The following is a 13,711-nucleotide window of genomic DNA, read 5'->3' on the forward strand; positions in this document are numbered from 1 at the left end:
CCGACATGGCCAACACCGAAACCGCGCTGAAAGAGGCCCTCGCCTCCATCGAAGGCGCGACCGGAGCCGCCCTCGTCGACTACACCAGCGGCATGGCGCTGGGCACGATGGGCGGCAGCAAGAGCTTCGACCTCACGGTCGCCGCCGCCGGCAACACCGATGTCGTACGGGCCAAGCTGCGCACCATGGAGCACCTCGGGCTCAAGGGGCAGATCGAGGACATCCTGATCACGCTGACCGACCAGTACCACCTGATCCGGCTGCTCACCGGCCGCGGCGGCAACGGCCTGTTCCTCTACCTCGTCCTCGACTCCAAACGCGCCAACCTGGCGATGGCCCGCCACCAGCTGAAGAAGATCGAGGAGGACCTGGAGGTCTGACCTTCGGCCCGTTCCGCGACCAGCGCGCTACACGAGCGCGGCGGCACGGCGGCGCGCCCCGCCCGGGGCCGCGTCGCCGGCCGCGATGCCCGTGCTGCGGTAGCCCTTGACCCGCTTGCCCGCGGGCGCGCCGCCCCGGGCACCGAGCCAGTCGACGCGCACCCACAGCAGCACGTCCTCGGCGTGCTCCCGGCGGCCGAGCCATGCGGCCTTCAGGCGCAGCCCGGCGCCGGTCCCCGCGAGCAGCATGCCGCCGGCGGCGGGCACCGCGACGCAGCTGCCGAGCGCCACGGCGAAGGCGGCGAGCAGCCACCAGCGGTGGCCGCGCCGCCAGGCGCGGACGGTGACCGCGCGGTCCTGCAGCACGTCGTACTTGCCGGCCCGGGCCGCGTCGCGGGCGAGTGCGGCGTACCGCCCGCGGCGCGCGCAGGCGACGACGGCGGCCGCGACGACGAACAGCGCGGCCCCGGCCAGGACACCGATCCGGCGTCCGGTCACTCCCGGCATCGACACCCCGGTGCCGGCCGCGAACACTCCCAGCCACCACAGCGGGGCGGCCCCCGCCCGTACCACGACGGCCACCCGGGCCAGCCCCTGTCCTCCGCGCGCCACGTCCGGCCTCCCGTCTCGTCCTGTGAAGCGCCTCAGCGCGCTGCAGGCTAACGGCCGAAGGTGAGACGAGTCTGAAAAACCGGCTCCTCGGCGGCCGAGTGCCACAGCGCGACGGGCAGATGACGAGACGTCGGCCCCCGGGGTCCGGAGTCGGGTGCCCCGACGGGCTACTCCACGAACAGCCCCCGGGCCGCGGCCCGCGCGTCGAACTCCTCCAGCCGGGCCTGGGCGTCCGGCAGGTCGTCGCACATCGCCTCCAGCAGGACCCGCCCGAGCAGCATCGGCGCGCAGGCGGTGTCGAAGGCGAGGCCGGTGCCGACGGCCGCCGGCAGCAGCAGGTCGGAGACCTTCGCGACCGGCGCGAACGCCGAGTCGGCGACGGTGACCACCGTCAGACCGCTCTCCTTCGCGTACGCCAGCGCGTCCGCGACCTCGCGCGGGTGCCGGGGCAGCGCGAAGCACAGCACGGCGCTCGCGCCCGCCCGTACGGCCGCGTCGATGCGGTCGTACAGCATCGTGCCGCCCTCGTCGAGCAGCCGGACGTCCGGGTGGACCTTCGCGGCGAAGTACGCGAAGCCGTACGCCTGGGCGGCCGCGGCCCGCAGCCCGAGGACGGCCAGGGGGCGCGAGGCGGCGAGGATCCGTCCGGCCTTCCGCACCGGCCGCGGATCGGCCAGCACCTCCGCCAGATGCCGCAGGTTCTCGATCTCGGCCTCGACGGCCTGCTGGTACTCGTTGCGGGACCCGGCGGAGGGTGTCTGTTCGGCGGGCGCGACCTCGCGCAGGTGCTTGCGCAGCGCCGGATAGCCGTCGAAGCCGAGGGCGACCGCGAAGCGGGTGACGGACGGCTGGCTGACCCCGGCGAGTTCGGCGAGCTCGACGCTCGACAGGAACGGCACGTCGGCGGCCCGTCGCACCATGCTGTGGGCGATGCGCCGCTGGGTCGGCGTGAGCCGGTGCCCCTCGAAGAGCGCCTGCAGCCGTGCGGCAGGGCTGTCGGTCACGCTCATGACGTGCTCCCCCTCCAGGTCTCAGAGGACGGAAGGTCCCCTCCGACGGGACGGTGCCGGCGACGCATGCCCCGTCATCGAGGAACCTATTCAAACATCAATAACCCTGCATGGCGATATGCAATCCGGGCGCCCGCCGCTCCCCGTCCCCGGAACCGGGGGCTAGCCCCAGTGCGGAGAGTGTCCCGGCTCCCTACCGTGGGCGGCATGACCGGTATGGACGCACGGGACACCGACCTGAAGAAGGAACTCGACGCCACCCTGCAGGCCCGCAGGGAGCTGGGCGAGGAGTACGAGACGGCGCTGGTCGAATCCTTCCTGGAGAAGGTCGACCAGCGCATCGACGGTGCGGTGGACCGCCGGGTGCGGCGCGGGCTGGCGGAGCAGCAGATGGTCGTGGCCCGCGGCGCGGGCTCCCCGCGGGCCACGGATTCCTGGGGGGAGCGCTTCGGCTTCGGCATCGTGTCTCTGGTACTGGCGGTCCCGCTGTCCGCGATCGGGGGCGGCGTCGCGCATCTGCCCGGCCTGCTGGTGGCCTGGGTGGGCATCGTCGGCGTCAACGCGGTCCAGGCCGCGCGCACCACCCCCGGCCTCTTCGGCCGTCGCCGCAAGTCCGGCCGGGACGGCGAGTGGCAGGACTGACCCTCACGGGCAGGCCGGGAATCTCCGGGGCGGGAGAACGCGGGCGGGAGACGGAGGAAGAGATATGCGCGGGGACCGCCGCACCCCCATTGCTGGGGGGCGGGACGACGGCGGTCCCCGCGAGGGACGCGGGCCGGGTCAGGGCCGGGCTTGCGCGTCCGTGGCGTCCATGGAGGTCCGGGAGCCGCTCCGGAGGTCCTTGGCGCCGTTTCGGTTGCCGGCCCGGGCGGGGAACCTCTCCCCGTGCTCAACGCCTGGGAGGTATCTCCCCCGCCTTGCCGACACCCACCAATGTGCCGGACCCGTGTTAAGCGGGTGCTGCGTGGACGTGACGCGCTCGTACCACTTCCGCGAAGCCCCGCCCCCGCCGGTCACCGGAAGTTCCCCGCCGACACGGCCGGTTCACCGGACGTTCGCTACTGCTTCCCGCCCTTGGCCAGGAAGGCCAGGAGGTCCTGCCTGCTGATCACCCCGGTCGGCTTGCCCTCGACCAGGACGATCGCCGCGTCGGCCGTGCCGAGCACCGACATCAGGTCCGCGAGCGGCTCGCCCGAGCCGACCTGCGGCAGCGGCGCGGACATGTGCTTCTCCAGCGGGTCGTCGAGCGAGGCCCGCTTGGTGAACAGCGCGTCCAGCAGTTCGCGCTCCACGACGGACCCCACGACCTCGGCGGCCATCACGTCCGGGTGGCCCGCGCCCGGCTTGACGATCGGCATCTGCGAGACGCCGTACTCGCGCAGCACGTCGATGGCCTGCCCCACGGTCTCGTCGGGGTGCATATGGACGAGCGAGGGGATGGAGCCGCCGGCCTTGTCGTCGAGCACGTCCGCAACCCGGGCGCTGGGGCCGGTGTCCTCCAGGAAGCCGTAGTCGGCCATCCACTCGTCGTTGAAGATCTTGCTGAGGTAGCCGCGCCCGCTGTCCGGCAGCAGCACCACCACGACGTCGTCCGGCCCGAGCCGCTCCGCGACCCGCAGCGCCGCCACCACCGCCATGCCGCAGGAGCCGCCGACCAGCAGGCCCTCCTCCCTCGCCAGCCGCCGGGTCATCTGGAAGGAGTCCTTGTCGGACACGGCGACGACCTCGTCGGGGATGCTCCGGTCGTACGCCTCCGGCCAGAAGTCCTCACCGACGCCCTCGACGAGATAGGGCCGCCCGGAACCGCCGGAGTACACGGAGCCCTCGGGGTCCGCGCCGATGACCTTCACGCGTCCGTCGCTGACCTCCTTCAGATAGCGCCCGGTGCCGGAGATGGTCCCTCCGGTGCCGACGCCGGCGACGAAGTGGGTGATCCTCCCCTCCGTCTGCTCCCACAGCTCGGGGCCGGTCGAGTGATAGTGCGAAAGGGGATTGTTGGGGTTGGAGTACTGGTCCGGCTTCCAGGCGCCGGGAGTCTCACGGACCAGCCGGTCGGAGACGTTGTAGTAGGAGTCCGGGTGTTCGGGGGCCACCGCCGTCGGGCACACGACCACTTCGGCGCCGTACGCGCGCAGCACGTTGATCTTGTCGGTGGAGACCTTGTCGGGGCAGACGAAGATGCACTTGTAGCCCTTCTCCTGGGCCACGATCGCGAGCCCCACGCCCGTGTTCCCGCTGGTCGGCTCGACGATCGTGCCTCCCGGCTTCAGCTCGCCGCTCTGCTCGGCCGCCTCGATCATGCGCAGGGCGATGCGGTCCTTCACGGAACCGCCGGGGTTGAAGTACTCGACCTTCGCGAGGACGGTCGCCTGGATGCCGGCGGTCACGCGGTTGAGCCTGACCAGCGGGGTGTTGCCGACCAGGTCGATCATCGAGTCGTGGAATCGCACCGTTGTCTCCGGTTGCTGCAAAAGGTGTGGTCGTGATGATTCCGCCAGCGTAAGGGCTTCCGCGCCCGGGGCGGTCCGCGAACGCGGGCCGTCCCGGGCGTTCACGTCCCGTTGCGGTTGGGCGACGGTGTGTACGGGGCAAGCAGTGGGTGAAGGGCTACGAGGAGGTGGCGGCGACGCATGTCGAGCTTGTCGAGGGCGAGGGTGGCCCGGCGCATCGCGGCGGGCGCGGCGTACGGCGGCGGGGGTATCGGCCTGGTCGGCGCGGCCGCCGCCGGTCTCCTGCTGGCCGAGGTGCAGATGGCCAAGCGCCATGTGGGCAACGGGGACAGCCCCCACCCGCCGAGCCCGGAGGGCCTGTACGGGGGGCCCGACCGCTCGCACGCTGCCGGAACAGGGCACACCGCCCCCGACGGACCGCCGCTCCGGCTGACCATGCTCGGCGACTCCACCGCCGTGGGACAGGGCGTGCGCCGTTACCGCCAGACGCCGGGCGCGCTGCTGGCGTCGGGTCTGGCGGCGGTGGCGGAGCACCCGGTGGAGTTGCGTGTCGTGGCGCTCGCGGGAGCGCAGTCCGACGACCTGGACCGCCAGGTGAGCCTCGCCCTGGAGGACCACGGCCGGATCCCCGACATCTGCGTGATCATGATCGGTGCGAACGACGTGACGCACCGCATGCCGCCGACGCGCTCGGTGCGCCACCTGTCCGCGGCGGTACGGCGCCTGCGCACGGCGGGCGCGGAGGTGGTGGTCGGCACCTGCCCCGACCTGGGCACGATCGAACCGGTCCAGCAGCCGCTGCGCTGGCTGGCCCGCCGGGCATCCCGCCAGCTGGCCGCGGCCCAGACCATCGGGGTCGTCGAGCAGGGCGGCCGCACGGTGTCGCTGGGCGATCTGCTGGGCCCGGAGTTCGCGGCGAACCCGCGCGAACTCTTCGGCCCGGACAACTACCACCCCTCCGCGGAGGGGTACGCCACCGCGGCGATGGCGGTGCTGCCGACGGTCTGTGCGGCCCTGGGCCTGTGGCCGGCGGAAGAGGAGCGCCCGGACGTGTCCCGCCGCGAGGGCTTCCTCCCGGTGGCCCGCGCCGCGGCCGAGGCCGCGTCGGAGGCGGGCACGGAGGTCACGGCCGCCGTGCCGACGGGTCCGCGGGGACCCTGGGCGCTCCTCAAGCGCCGGCGCCGCCGCCGTCTGCCCACGCCGGACGCGGAACCGGCGCCGGCCACGGAGTCCACGGCCTGACCGGTGCCGCCCGAACGGCGGCACCGTCCGGGCGGCAGTGTCCGGGCGGCACCGTCCGGGCCGGTGGGGCGATGGGGGGCGATGCGGGCCGCTGCGAGCCGGTGCGTGGCCCCCCGGGCGCCGACGAGTCCGGCCCGAGAAAAAAGCAAGCGCTTAGAAAAGTGCGGTCCGAGTCACACCGCCACGCTCGTGACCTCCACGGTACGTACGGGTAACTTCCCTCACAGCCCTGCCTCCCTCGTGCACTGGAGCCGTGATGCCCGAAGCCGTCATCGTCTCGACCGCCCGTTCCCCCATCGGCCGCGCCTTCAAGGGCTCTCTGAAGGACCTCCGTCCGGACGACCTCACCGCCACGATCATCCAGGCCGCCCTGGCCAAGGTCCCCGCGCTGGACCCGAAGGACATCGACGACCTGATGCTGGGCTGCGGCCTCCCCGGCGGCGAGCAGGGCCACAACCTCGGCCGCATCGTCGCCGTGCAGATGGGGATGGACCACCTGCCGGGCTGCACGGTCACCCGCTACTGCTCCTCCTCCCTGCAGACCTCCCGCATGGCCCTGCACGCCATCAAGGCCGGCGAGGGCGACGTCTTCATCTCCGCGGGCGTCGAGATGGTCAGCCGCAGCGTCAAGGGCACCTCCGACGGCCTCCCGGACACCCACAACCCCCTCTTCGCGGAGGCCGAGGCCCGTACCGCCGCCGTCGCCGAGTCCGAGGGCGCCGACTGGCACGACCCCCGCGAGGACGGCCTCGTCCCCGACCCGTACATCGCGATGGGTCAGACCGCCGAGAACCTGGCCCGCCTCAAGGGCGTCACCCGCGAGGAGATGGACGAGTTCGGGGTCCGCTCGCAGAACCTCGCCGAGCAGGCCATCGCCAAGGGCTTCTGGGAGCGCGAGATCACCCCGGTGACCCTCCCGGACGGAACGGTCGTCAGCAAGGACGACGGACCGCGCGCCGGCGTCACCATGGAGGCCGTGGCCGGGCTGAAGCCCGTCTTCCGCCCCGACGGCCGCGTCACGGCCGGCAACTGCTGCCCGCTCAACGACGGTGCCGCGGCGCTCGTCATCATGAGCGACACCAAGGCGCGTGAGCTGGGGCTCACGCCGCTGGCCCGGATCGTGTCCACCGGCGTGTCCGGACTGTCCCCGGAGATCATGGGCTACGGACCGGTCGAGGCGAGCAAGCAGGCCCTCCAGCGGGCCGGCCTCACCATCGGCGACATCGACCTCGTCGAGATCAACGAGGCGTTCGCCGCCCAGGTGATCCCCTCCTACCGCGACCTGGACATCCCGCTGGACAAGCTGAACGTCAACGGCGGCGCCATCGCCATCGGCCACCCCTTCGGCATGACCGGCGCCCGGATCACCGGCACGCTGATCAACTCCCTCCAGTGGCACGACAAGCAGTTCGGCCTGGAGACGATGTGCGTCGGCGGCGGCCAGGGCATGGCGATGATCATCGAGCGCCTCAGCTGACACCGGCTCGCACGTCCGGGACCTCGCGACGGCTCGCGCGGGGCCCCGGCACCGGCCCGGAGCCCGTTCCCTCGGGGCTCCGGGCCGTTTTGTGATCCAATCTCACCCAGGATGTGACCTATCTCCCTCGGAGAGGGATTCACGCAGGTCAGAGCCCCTCCACAGAGGAACCCCAGGGCCACCCGGCTGTCCGTTTCGTGACGTTACGCACTGACAGCTGGATAGTCCGCCCTTCAAGCTGTTGTAGGAAGTCGGGGGTCTACTTTGAACCGGGAGTACGTCAGTGAGCGTCATGCCGATTGCTCTGCTGCTCACCACGGCCGCCACCGCGGGCGTGGGCGTCGCCGTCCTGCGCAGCGTGCGGGCGCTGCGCAGGCAGGTCACGGCCCTGCGCACCGAGCTCCTGGAGAGGGGCGCCGGGCACGCCCGCGGGCTGGTACCGGCCGCCCGCTCCACCGCCGACACGGAGGAGATACGCGCGGCCGTGGCCGAGGCGCTCGCCGAGGAGCGGGAGCGCGAGCTGGCCGAGGCACGTGCCTTCTGGGCCGCCCAGGAGGCACGTGACATCGCCGACGCCGCCCCCACCGTGCTCGGCCTGCCCGACGGGGAGCTGTACCTGCCCCGCCAGTCGGACTTCGCGGGCCTGGAGCACGACAGCCTGGAGCCGGTGGCCGAGCCGGCAGCCGACGAGAGCGAGTTCGCCGGGGGCACCACCCAGGACGGAGCCCTGGCGGGAGACTCCCCGGAGCTGGCCGCCGCCCGCCGCCGCCACCCCTCGCACCCCGACTTCGTACCGGCCCCCTCGCCCGTCGTGAACGACCACGAGCGCACGATCGCCTGCCTGGAGGAGCTGGCCGAGGCCCGCACCGAACTCGCCGACATCCGCCCCGGTCCGCTCGGCACCCTGGACGTCTACGTCTTCGCGGACGGTACGACGCTGTGCATGACCCCCGGCCACCGCGAGACCGCGGAGCGGCTGGCCGCGGCCCTGAGCACCGGCCGCTGCCCGGTCCTGCTCGGCGGTTCCGCCCTCTCGGGCGCCTACGCGCTGACGTTCGCGTGCGGCGAGGAGACCGTCTACGTCCTCGCGGACCGCGTCATCGCGTCCCTGTAGCCCTGCCGCGGCGGGTGTGGCTGCGCCCACGACGGGGCGCCGGCAGACCCCGTCGTCAGACCGCGTCGTCAGACCCCGTCATCAGACCACGTCATCAGACCACGCCGTCAGACCACGCCGACAAGACAGCATGAACGAGACGGGGCGGGGCGCACGAGACGGCGCGAACAGGACGGCGCGGACCGCCCGCGGCGCCGGTCCCTCACGCGCCGGCGCCCGCGCGTCAGACCCCGGCGCGTTTCTGTGCTTCGTGCACGAGCGCCACAGCCGCCGCGACATCCGCCTCGCCCTCCAGGACGAGCGCCAGATCGTGCCCGGCGACCGTGATCTGGTCGGCGGCCGCGAACATGCCCGCGTCGGGCATCTCCCGGGGCTGCGCCGAGGGGTCCTCAAGGAGCTGGGCCCGCCGTGCCAACTCCCTGGCCAGTGCGAGTGCCTCGGCCGCCGCGCCCCGCTGGAGGCGGCTCTGCGGAGCGGCCCGCAACCGGTCGGCGAAGTGATCCACGGCCCGGGTCAAAGGCGTCGTATCAAGCACGCCGCGAGACTACGCGTCGCACCGGGACTGTTGCCAACGGGCGAACGCTCAGGCACCGTGACCTGAAGGACCGGCTTCATCGAGTGCGTCCGGAGGCGCCGATGTCCCAAGTCTTCTCCCAGGAGACCCATCGCAATCTGCTCGCCCGCATCCCTCACTGCACCGGTCGTGAAGTCTCCGACTGGCTGCGCACCGTCGACGAAGGCCCCGCTCTCTGCTTCGAGGAGAAGGTCAGCTGGCTCCGGCACGAGCACAATCTCGCGTACGGCCACGCCAAGGCGATCATTCACGAGTACGACCTGAGGAGGGCCGCGCGCAAACTGCTCTGAGCGCGCATCACCGCATCCCGTTCGCCACCGAGCATCCGCACGGCGAAGGGCCCGCGAACCCCGGCGGGGTGCGCGGGCCCTTCCCCTGCCGGGGACCGGCGGTCAGTCGTTGCTGCTGAAGATGGCGACCAGCCGCAGCATCTCGACGTAGATCCACACGAGCGTCAGGGTCAGGCCGAACGCGGCCAGCCATGCCTCCTCGCGCGGCGCGCCGTAGGCGATGCCGTCCTCGATCTGCTTGAAGTCGAGGGTCAGGAAGAACGCGCCCAGCAGGATCGCGATGACGCCGACGATCACGCCCAGCGGACCCATGCTGCGCAGCCCGCCGTCGGGTGCGACGCCGAAGGCGACCAGCAGCAGGTTGACCGCCATGACCAGGACGAAGGCGATGGCGATGGCCATGCCGACCCGCGCGTACCGCGCGGTCACCCGGATCCAGCCCGCCTTGTAGACGAGCAGGGTCGCGCCGGAGACCGCCATGGTTCCGAGCACGGCCTGGAAGGGCGCGCCGCTCCACTGCGCGTTGTACATCTCGCTGATCACGCCGAGGAAGACGCCCTCGAAGGCGGCGTACCCGAGGATCAGCGCGGGCGAGGCGGTGCGCTTGAAGGACTGCACCATCGCCAGGACGAACGCGATGAGCGCGGAGCCGATCGCGAGGCCGTAGCTGGTGGACGAGACCGGCAGCAGCGCCCAGGCGAGGATCGCGCCGACGGCGACCGTGCCGAGCGTCATCGCCGAACGCATGACGACGTCGTCCATCGTCATCCGGCCGGTGGTGGCCGGGGCCTGCGGCGGGGCTCCGTACTGGGCCTGCTGGCCGTACGGGTTCTGGGCGTAAGGGTTCTGCGCGTAGGGGTTACCGCCCGCGTACGGGTTCTGCGCGTACGGGTTGCCCTGCGTGCCGACGGCGGCTCCCCCGGCCTGCGGCGCGGTGTTGAAGCCCGCGTAGCCGTTGTCGCGGCTGAACCCCCGTCGCGAGAAGACCGGGTTGCTGCTCCTCATTTCACTCCTCCATGGCCACCCTGCGTGGCCTTGGCTCAAGAGTAATAGGTAGGCAAAGGATTGACCCTACTGCTTGGGGAGGATCTTTCCCTCGTCCTTGCGCGCAACACGCTACGCGGCCCGCTGATTCCCGGCGAGGGACCAGCCCGTCCATGACCAACCTGGGACGCAGTCGAGACCGGCCACTGATCCGCGGACGCGTCCCCTCACTCCGACGGCCCACCCCGAGGACTCACTCCGACGGCTCACCCCGAGGACTCACTCCGACGGCTCACCCCGACGGTTCACTCCAGAGGGAAGCCCGTGTAGCCGTCGGCCAGGTCGGTCTCGGCGGCACGCGAGGTGGTCAGCCGCTCCAGCCGGGCCAGTTGGATGCGGTCGTCGAACGGCGTGGCGTCGGGGGCGCGGTGCAGCAGCGTCGTCATCTCGTACGAGAACCGTTCGGCCTGCCAGACCCGGCGCAGACAGGTCCCCGAGTACGCGTCGAGGAGTTCGGCGGAGCCCGTCCGCCGCTGGTGCGTCAACGCCCGGGCGAAGGTGACGACGTCGCCGACGGCGAGGTTGAGCCCCTTGGCACCGGTGGGCGGCACGATGTGGGCGGCGTCCCCGGCGAGGAAGAGCCGTCCGTGGCGCATCGGTTCGTGGACGTAACTGCGCATCGGGGTCACGGACTTGGCGGTGACGGGGCCCCGGGCGAGCGTCCAGCCGTCGGCGGTTTCGCAGCGCCGTTCCAGCTCGTCCCAGATCTCCTCGTCGGCCCACTCCTGTGCGTCCGTGCCCTCCGGCACCTGGAGGTACAGGCGGGAGACGGACGGCGAGCGCATGCTCAGCAGGGCGAAGCCGCGTTCGTGGCGGGCGTAGACGAGTTCGTCCTGCGAGGGCGCGACGTCGGCGAGGATGCCGAGCCAGCCGAAGGGGTACGTACGTTCGAACGTGCGGGAGAGGCCGGCGGGCACGGCCTTGCGGGACACCCCCCAGAAGCCGTCGCACCCGACGACGTAGTCGCACTCCAGGACGTCCTCGCCGCCCTGGTGGCGGAATCGGATCCGGGGCCGGTCCGTGGTCACGTCCTCGACGGCGAGCGCCTCCGCCTCGAAGAGCAGCGGCCCGCCCTCCGTGAGCTGGAGCGCGATGAGGTCCTTGCAGACCTCGGTCTGGGCGTACACCATCACGGAGCCGCCGCCGGTGAGCGCGGGGAAGTCGACGCGGTGGCGGCGGCGCGCGAAGCGCAGCTCGATCCCCTCGTGCCGCAGCCCCTCGCGGTCCATGCGCTCGCCCGCCCCCGCGGCCCGCAGTACGTCGGCCACCCCCCGCTCCAGGACCCCGGCCCGCTGACGCCGCTCGACGTAAGCCCGGTCACGGCTCTCCAGCACGACCGAGTCGATGCCGGCGTTACGCAGGAGCCGCGCCAGCAGCAGTCCGGCCGGGCCTGCTCCGATGATGCCGACGGTGGTACGCATCCCGACGCCCCTTCGCGCTTGATCCGATGCCGTTCGTTCACAGGTGAAGGTTCGAGCGTTCGCCAGGTGAAATTTCTTTCACAATGGGTGAGTCTCCGACCACGGCAGCGCGCTGTCAACGGTGGGAACCGAACGCCTCCCCCCACTCCTCCCCGCGCCGCGCATCCCTTGCGCGCGCGGGCGAGGATGGAGGGACGGACTCCTCACACGGCGGCAGGAAGTACGCCCACCCCATGAACGCTCTGCTGGAGATCGACGGAGCCGCCTGCTCGGGATCGGGCATGATCGTTCGTCAGGCCGTGGCCTACGCGGCCGTGACGGGCACCCCGGTCCGTCTGCGCCGTGTCCGGGCGCACCGTCCGTCCCCAGGGCTGCGGCATCAGCACCTCCGCGCGGTCGAAGCCGTCCGCACCCTGGTCGGCGGAACGGTCGAGGGCGCGACGCTCGGCTCGCAGGAGGTCGTCTTCCGCCCGGGGGGCGGGTCGCCGCGGGGGCACTACGCGTTCGATGTGGGGACCGCGGGATCGGCCACCGCGCTGTCGCTCGCGCTGCTGCCCGTCCTCGCCACGGCCGCCGAGCCGGTCGGCGTCGACCTCACCGGTGGGCTGTTCCAGGACCGCGCGCCCTCCGCGTTCCATCTGCAGCATGTGCTCGCCCCGCTGCTCGGCCGGATGGGGCTTGCGGTCGAGATCACGCCTGTCCGGCCCGGCTACCTGCCGAAGGGCGGCGGGGTGCTGCGGCTCGCGGTGCGCGGCCACGGCCCGCTCCTGCCCCTGGACGCGGAGTCGCCGGGGCCGGTGCGGTCGGTGTGGGGCATCGCCCTCGCCTCCCACCTGCGAGAACGCCACGTGGCCCGGAGGATGGCGGACGGCGCGCGCGAGGTGCTGGCCCGGGCCGGCCACCACGCCCTCATCGACGAGCGCGACGACACCACCGCCCTCCAGCCGGGCGCCGGGCTCGCCCTGTTCGCAGACCTGACGGACGGGTGGCGGCTCGGGGCGGACGGGGCCGGGGCGCCCGGGCGCCGGGCCGAGACGATCGGGGCGGCCACCGCGCGGCGCCTGCTGGAGGACCTGCGCACGGGAGCGGCGCTCGACCGCTTCGCCGCCGACCAGATCGTCGCCTTCACCGCGCTGGCCCGCGGCCGCAGCCGGATCCGGCCGGCCGCGGTCGGCGACCATGTGCGCACCGCGGTGTGGCTGACGAACCTGTTCGGCCTGGCCCGCGCCGAGCTGACGCGAGGTCTCCTCGTGGTCGACGGGGGCGGACGGGCGGGGTGACGGCCGGGGACGGGCGGGAACGGCCGGGGGCGGGCGGGGACGGGCGGGGACGGGCGGGGGCGGGCGGGACGTTCCCCGCGACGGCGCCCGCCGGACGTCGTGTCACTCCGCGGTGATGCGCGTACCGAGGTCGCGCCCCTCGCAGATCGCCGCCATGGCACCCGCCGCCGCGACGTCGAAGACATGCATGAGCAGGCCCTGCTCCCCGGCCAGTACGAACGCGGTGGCGTCCATCACCGTCAGCCTGCGCGCGATCGCCTCGCGGTAGGTGAGGTGTGCGTACCGTTTGGCGCCCGGATGCGTCCTCGGATCGCTGTCGTACACGCCGTCGACCCCGCGCTTGGCGACCAGCAGCGCGTCGGCCGACAGTTCCAGGGCCCGCTGCACCGCCGCGTAGTCGGCGGTGACGTACGGCTGCCCGGTGCCCCCGGCCAGCAGTACGATCCGGCCCGCCCTCAGGTGCCGGTCCGCGCGCAGCCGGACGAACGGCTCGGCGATGCCCTGCATCGCGACGGCCGTCATCACCCGCACCTCCGCCGCACCCCGTGAGGTCAGGGCCCCCCGCAGCATCAGGGCGTTCATCACCGTGCCGAGCATGCCGATCTCGTCCGCCTCGGCCCGCCCGATGCCCCAGCTCTCGGCCTGCCGTCCCCGGACGTAGTTGCCTCCCCCGACCACCACCGCGATCTGCGTGCCGAGGTCGTGCACCGCGGCGATCTCGTCCGCGAGCCACGCCGGACGCGCCGGATCGGTCCCCGCCCCGGACGCGCCGGCGAACGCCTCACCGCTGATCTTGGCCACGACACGCGCATAACGG

Annotated in this window: 14 protein-coding genes; 7 read left to right on the top strand and 7 right to left on the bottom strand. The window is 72.6% G+C overall.

Going from position 1 to position 13,711, the window contains the following annotated elements:
• Positions 1-5 precede the first annotated feature (5 nt).
• Positions 6-380 (top strand): roadblock/LC7 domain-containing protein, encoded by a 375-nt coding sequence (locus ACZ79I_RS16175; protein WP_471498091.1) that lies wholly within the window; start codon positions 6-8, stop codon positions 378-380.
• Positions 381-407: 27 nt separating this feature from the next.
• Here the strand turns inward: ACZ79I_RS16175 and ACZ79I_RS16180 are convergent, their stop codons facing one another.
• Together ACZ79I_RS16180 and ACZ79I_RS16185 are read right to left on the bottom strand one after the other, a co-directional pair.
• On the bottom strand, positions 408-992 hold the full coding sequence (locus ACZ79I_RS16180) for a hypothetical protein (protein ID WP_471498093.1): 585 nt from the start codon (positions 990-992) through the stop codon (positions 408-410).
• A gap of 167 nt (positions 993-1,159) precedes the next feature.
• Positions 1,160-2,002: a MurR/RpiR family transcriptional regulator gene (locus ACZ79I_RS16185; protein WP_471498095.1), complete on the bottom strand. Its 843-nt coding sequence runs from the start codon at positions 2,000-2,002 to the stop codon at positions 1,160-1,162.
• Positions 2,003-2,218: 216 nt separating this feature from the next.
• On the opposite strand from ACZ79I_RS16185, the gene ACZ79I_RS16190 reads away from it, so the two are divergent.
• Positions 2,219-2,644, top strand: a complete 426-nt coding sequence (locus tag ACZ79I_RS16190) for a hypothetical protein (RefSeq protein WP_471504991.1) — start codon at positions 2,219-2,221, stop codon at positions 2,642-2,644.
• A 416-nt stretch (positions 2,645-3,060) separates the two neighbouring features.
• Here the strand turns inward: ACZ79I_RS16190 and ACZ79I_RS16195 are convergent, their stop codons facing one another.
• On the bottom strand, positions 3,061-4,452 hold the full coding sequence (locus tag ACZ79I_RS16195; RefSeq protein WP_471498096.1) for a cystathionine beta-synthase: 1,392 nt from the start codon (positions 4,450-4,452) through the stop codon (positions 3,061-3,063).
• Positions 4,453-4,632: 180 nt separating this feature from the next.
• On the opposite strand from ACZ79I_RS16195, the gene ACZ79I_RS16200 reads away from it, so the two are divergent.
• From ACZ79I_RS16200 to ACZ79I_RS16210, 3 genes are all read left to right on the top strand, one after another.
• Positions 4,633-5,694: an SGNH/GDSL hydrolase family protein gene (locus ACZ79I_RS16200; RefSeq protein ID WP_471498097.1), complete on the top strand. Its 1,062-nt coding sequence runs from the start codon at positions 4,633-4,635 to the stop codon at positions 5,692-5,694.
• Between the two features lie 256 nt (positions 5,695-5,950).
• Complete coding sequence (locus tag ACZ79I_RS16205) at positions 5,951-7,171, top strand: acetyl-CoA C-acetyltransferase (protein ID WP_471498099.1); 1,221 nt, start codon at positions 5,951-5,953, stop codon at positions 7,169-7,171.
• A gap of 292 nt (positions 7,172-7,463) precedes the next feature.
• Positions 7,464-8,285, top strand: coding sequence for a hypothetical protein (locus tag ACZ79I_RS16210; RefSeq protein ID WP_471498100.1), 822 nt, complete (start codon positions 7,464-7,466; stop codon positions 8,283-8,285).
• A gap of 223 nt (positions 8,286-8,508) precedes the next feature.
• Here ACZ79I_RS16210 and ACZ79I_RS16215 read toward each other — a convergent pair whose 3' ends face one another.
• Positions 8,509-8,820: a hypothetical protein gene (locus tag ACZ79I_RS16215; protein WP_471498101.1), complete on the bottom strand. Its 312-nt coding sequence runs from the start codon at positions 8,818-8,820 to the stop codon at positions 8,509-8,511.
• Between the two features lie 101 nt (positions 8,821-8,921).
• Between ACZ79I_RS16215 and ACZ79I_RS16220 the strand changes: the two genes are divergently transcribed.
• Entirely contained in the window at positions 8,922-9,149 is a 228-nt protein-coding gene (locus ACZ79I_RS16220; RefSeq protein ID WP_381080040.1) for a DUF4287 domain-containing protein, read from the top strand.
• Positions 9,150-9,251: 102 nt separating this feature from the next.
• Here ACZ79I_RS16220 and ACZ79I_RS16225 read toward each other — a convergent pair whose 3' ends face one another.
• Together ACZ79I_RS16225 and ACZ79I_RS16230 are read right to left on the bottom strand one after the other, a co-directional pair.
• Positions 9,252-10,154, bottom strand: coding sequence for a Bax inhibitor-1/YccA family protein (locus ACZ79I_RS16225; RefSeq protein WP_471498103.1), 903 nt, complete (start codon positions 10,152-10,154; stop codon positions 9,252-9,254).
• A 284-nt stretch (positions 10,155-10,438) separates the two neighbouring features.
• Positions 10,439-11,614 (bottom strand): 4-hydroxybenzoate 3-monooxygenase, encoded by a 1,176-nt coding sequence (locus ACZ79I_RS16230; protein WP_471498104.1) that lies wholly within the window; start codon positions 11,612-11,614, stop codon positions 10,439-10,441.
• Positions 11,615-11,847: 233 nt separating this feature from the next.
• Here ACZ79I_RS16230 and rtcA point away from each other — a divergent pair, with 233 nt between their 5' ends.
• Positions 11,848-12,894, top strand: coding sequence for an RNA 3'-terminal phosphate cyclase (gene rtcA / locus ACZ79I_RS16235; protein ID WP_471498106.1), 1,047 nt, complete (start codon positions 11,848-11,850; stop codon positions 12,892-12,894).
• A 102-nt stretch (positions 12,895-12,996) separates the two neighbouring features.
• Here the strand turns inward: rtcA and pyrH are convergent, their stop codons facing one another.
• Positions 12,997-13,695 carry a UMP kinase gene (gene pyrH, locus ACZ79I_RS16240; RefSeq protein ID WP_471498107.1) on the bottom strand — a complete coding sequence of 233 codons (699 nt, stop codon included), beginning with the start codon at positions 13,693-13,695 and terminating at the stop codon, positions 12,997-12,999.
• Positions 13,696-13,711 lie beyond the last annotated feature (16 nt).

Source organism: Streptomyces sp. PSU-S4-23, from assembly GCF_055632315.1.

Bases quoted from the DNA above. Each gene is read 5' to 3' on its own strand.
- ACZ79I_RS16225 (WP_471498103.1), bottom strand. From the start codon at position 10,154: ATGAGGAGCAGCAACCCGGTCTTCTCGCGACGGGGGTTCAGCCGCGAC.
- ACZ79I_RS16205 (WP_471498099.1), top strand. From the start codon at position 5,951: ATGCCCGAAGCCGTCATCGTCTCGACCGCCCGTTCCCCCATCGGCCGC.
- ACZ79I_RS16230 (WP_471498104.1), bottom strand. From the start codon at position 11,614: ATGCGTACCACCGTCGGCATCATCGGAGCAGGCCCGGCCGGACTGCTG.
- ACZ79I_RS16210 (WP_471498100.1), top strand. From the start codon at position 7,464: ATGCCGATTGCTCTGCTGCTCACCACGGCCGCCACCGCGGGCGTGGGC.
- ACZ79I_RS16200 (WP_471498097.1), top strand. From the start codon at position 4,633: ATGTCGAGCTTGTCGAGGGCGAGGGTGGCCCGGCGCATCGCGGCGGGC.
- rtcA (WP_471498106.1), top strand. From the start codon at position 11,848: ATGAACGCTCTGCTGGAGATCGACGGAGCCGCCTGCTCGGGATCGGGC.
- ACZ79I_RS16185 (WP_471498095.1), bottom strand. From the start codon at position 2,002: ATGAGCGTGACCGACAGCCCTGCCGCACGGCTGCAGGCGCTCTTCGAG.
- ACZ79I_RS16220 (WP_381080040.1), top strand. From the start codon at position 8,922: ATGTCCCAAGTCTTCTCCCAGGAGACCCATCGCAATCTGCTCGCCCGC.
- ACZ79I_RS16190 (WP_471504991.1), top strand. From the start codon at position 2,219: ATGGACGCACGGGACACCGACCTGAAGAAGGAACTCGACGCCACCCTG.
- ACZ79I_RS16175 (WP_471498091.1), top strand. From the start codon at position 6: ATGGCCAACACCGAAACCGCGCTGAAAGAGGCCCTCGCCTCCATCGAA.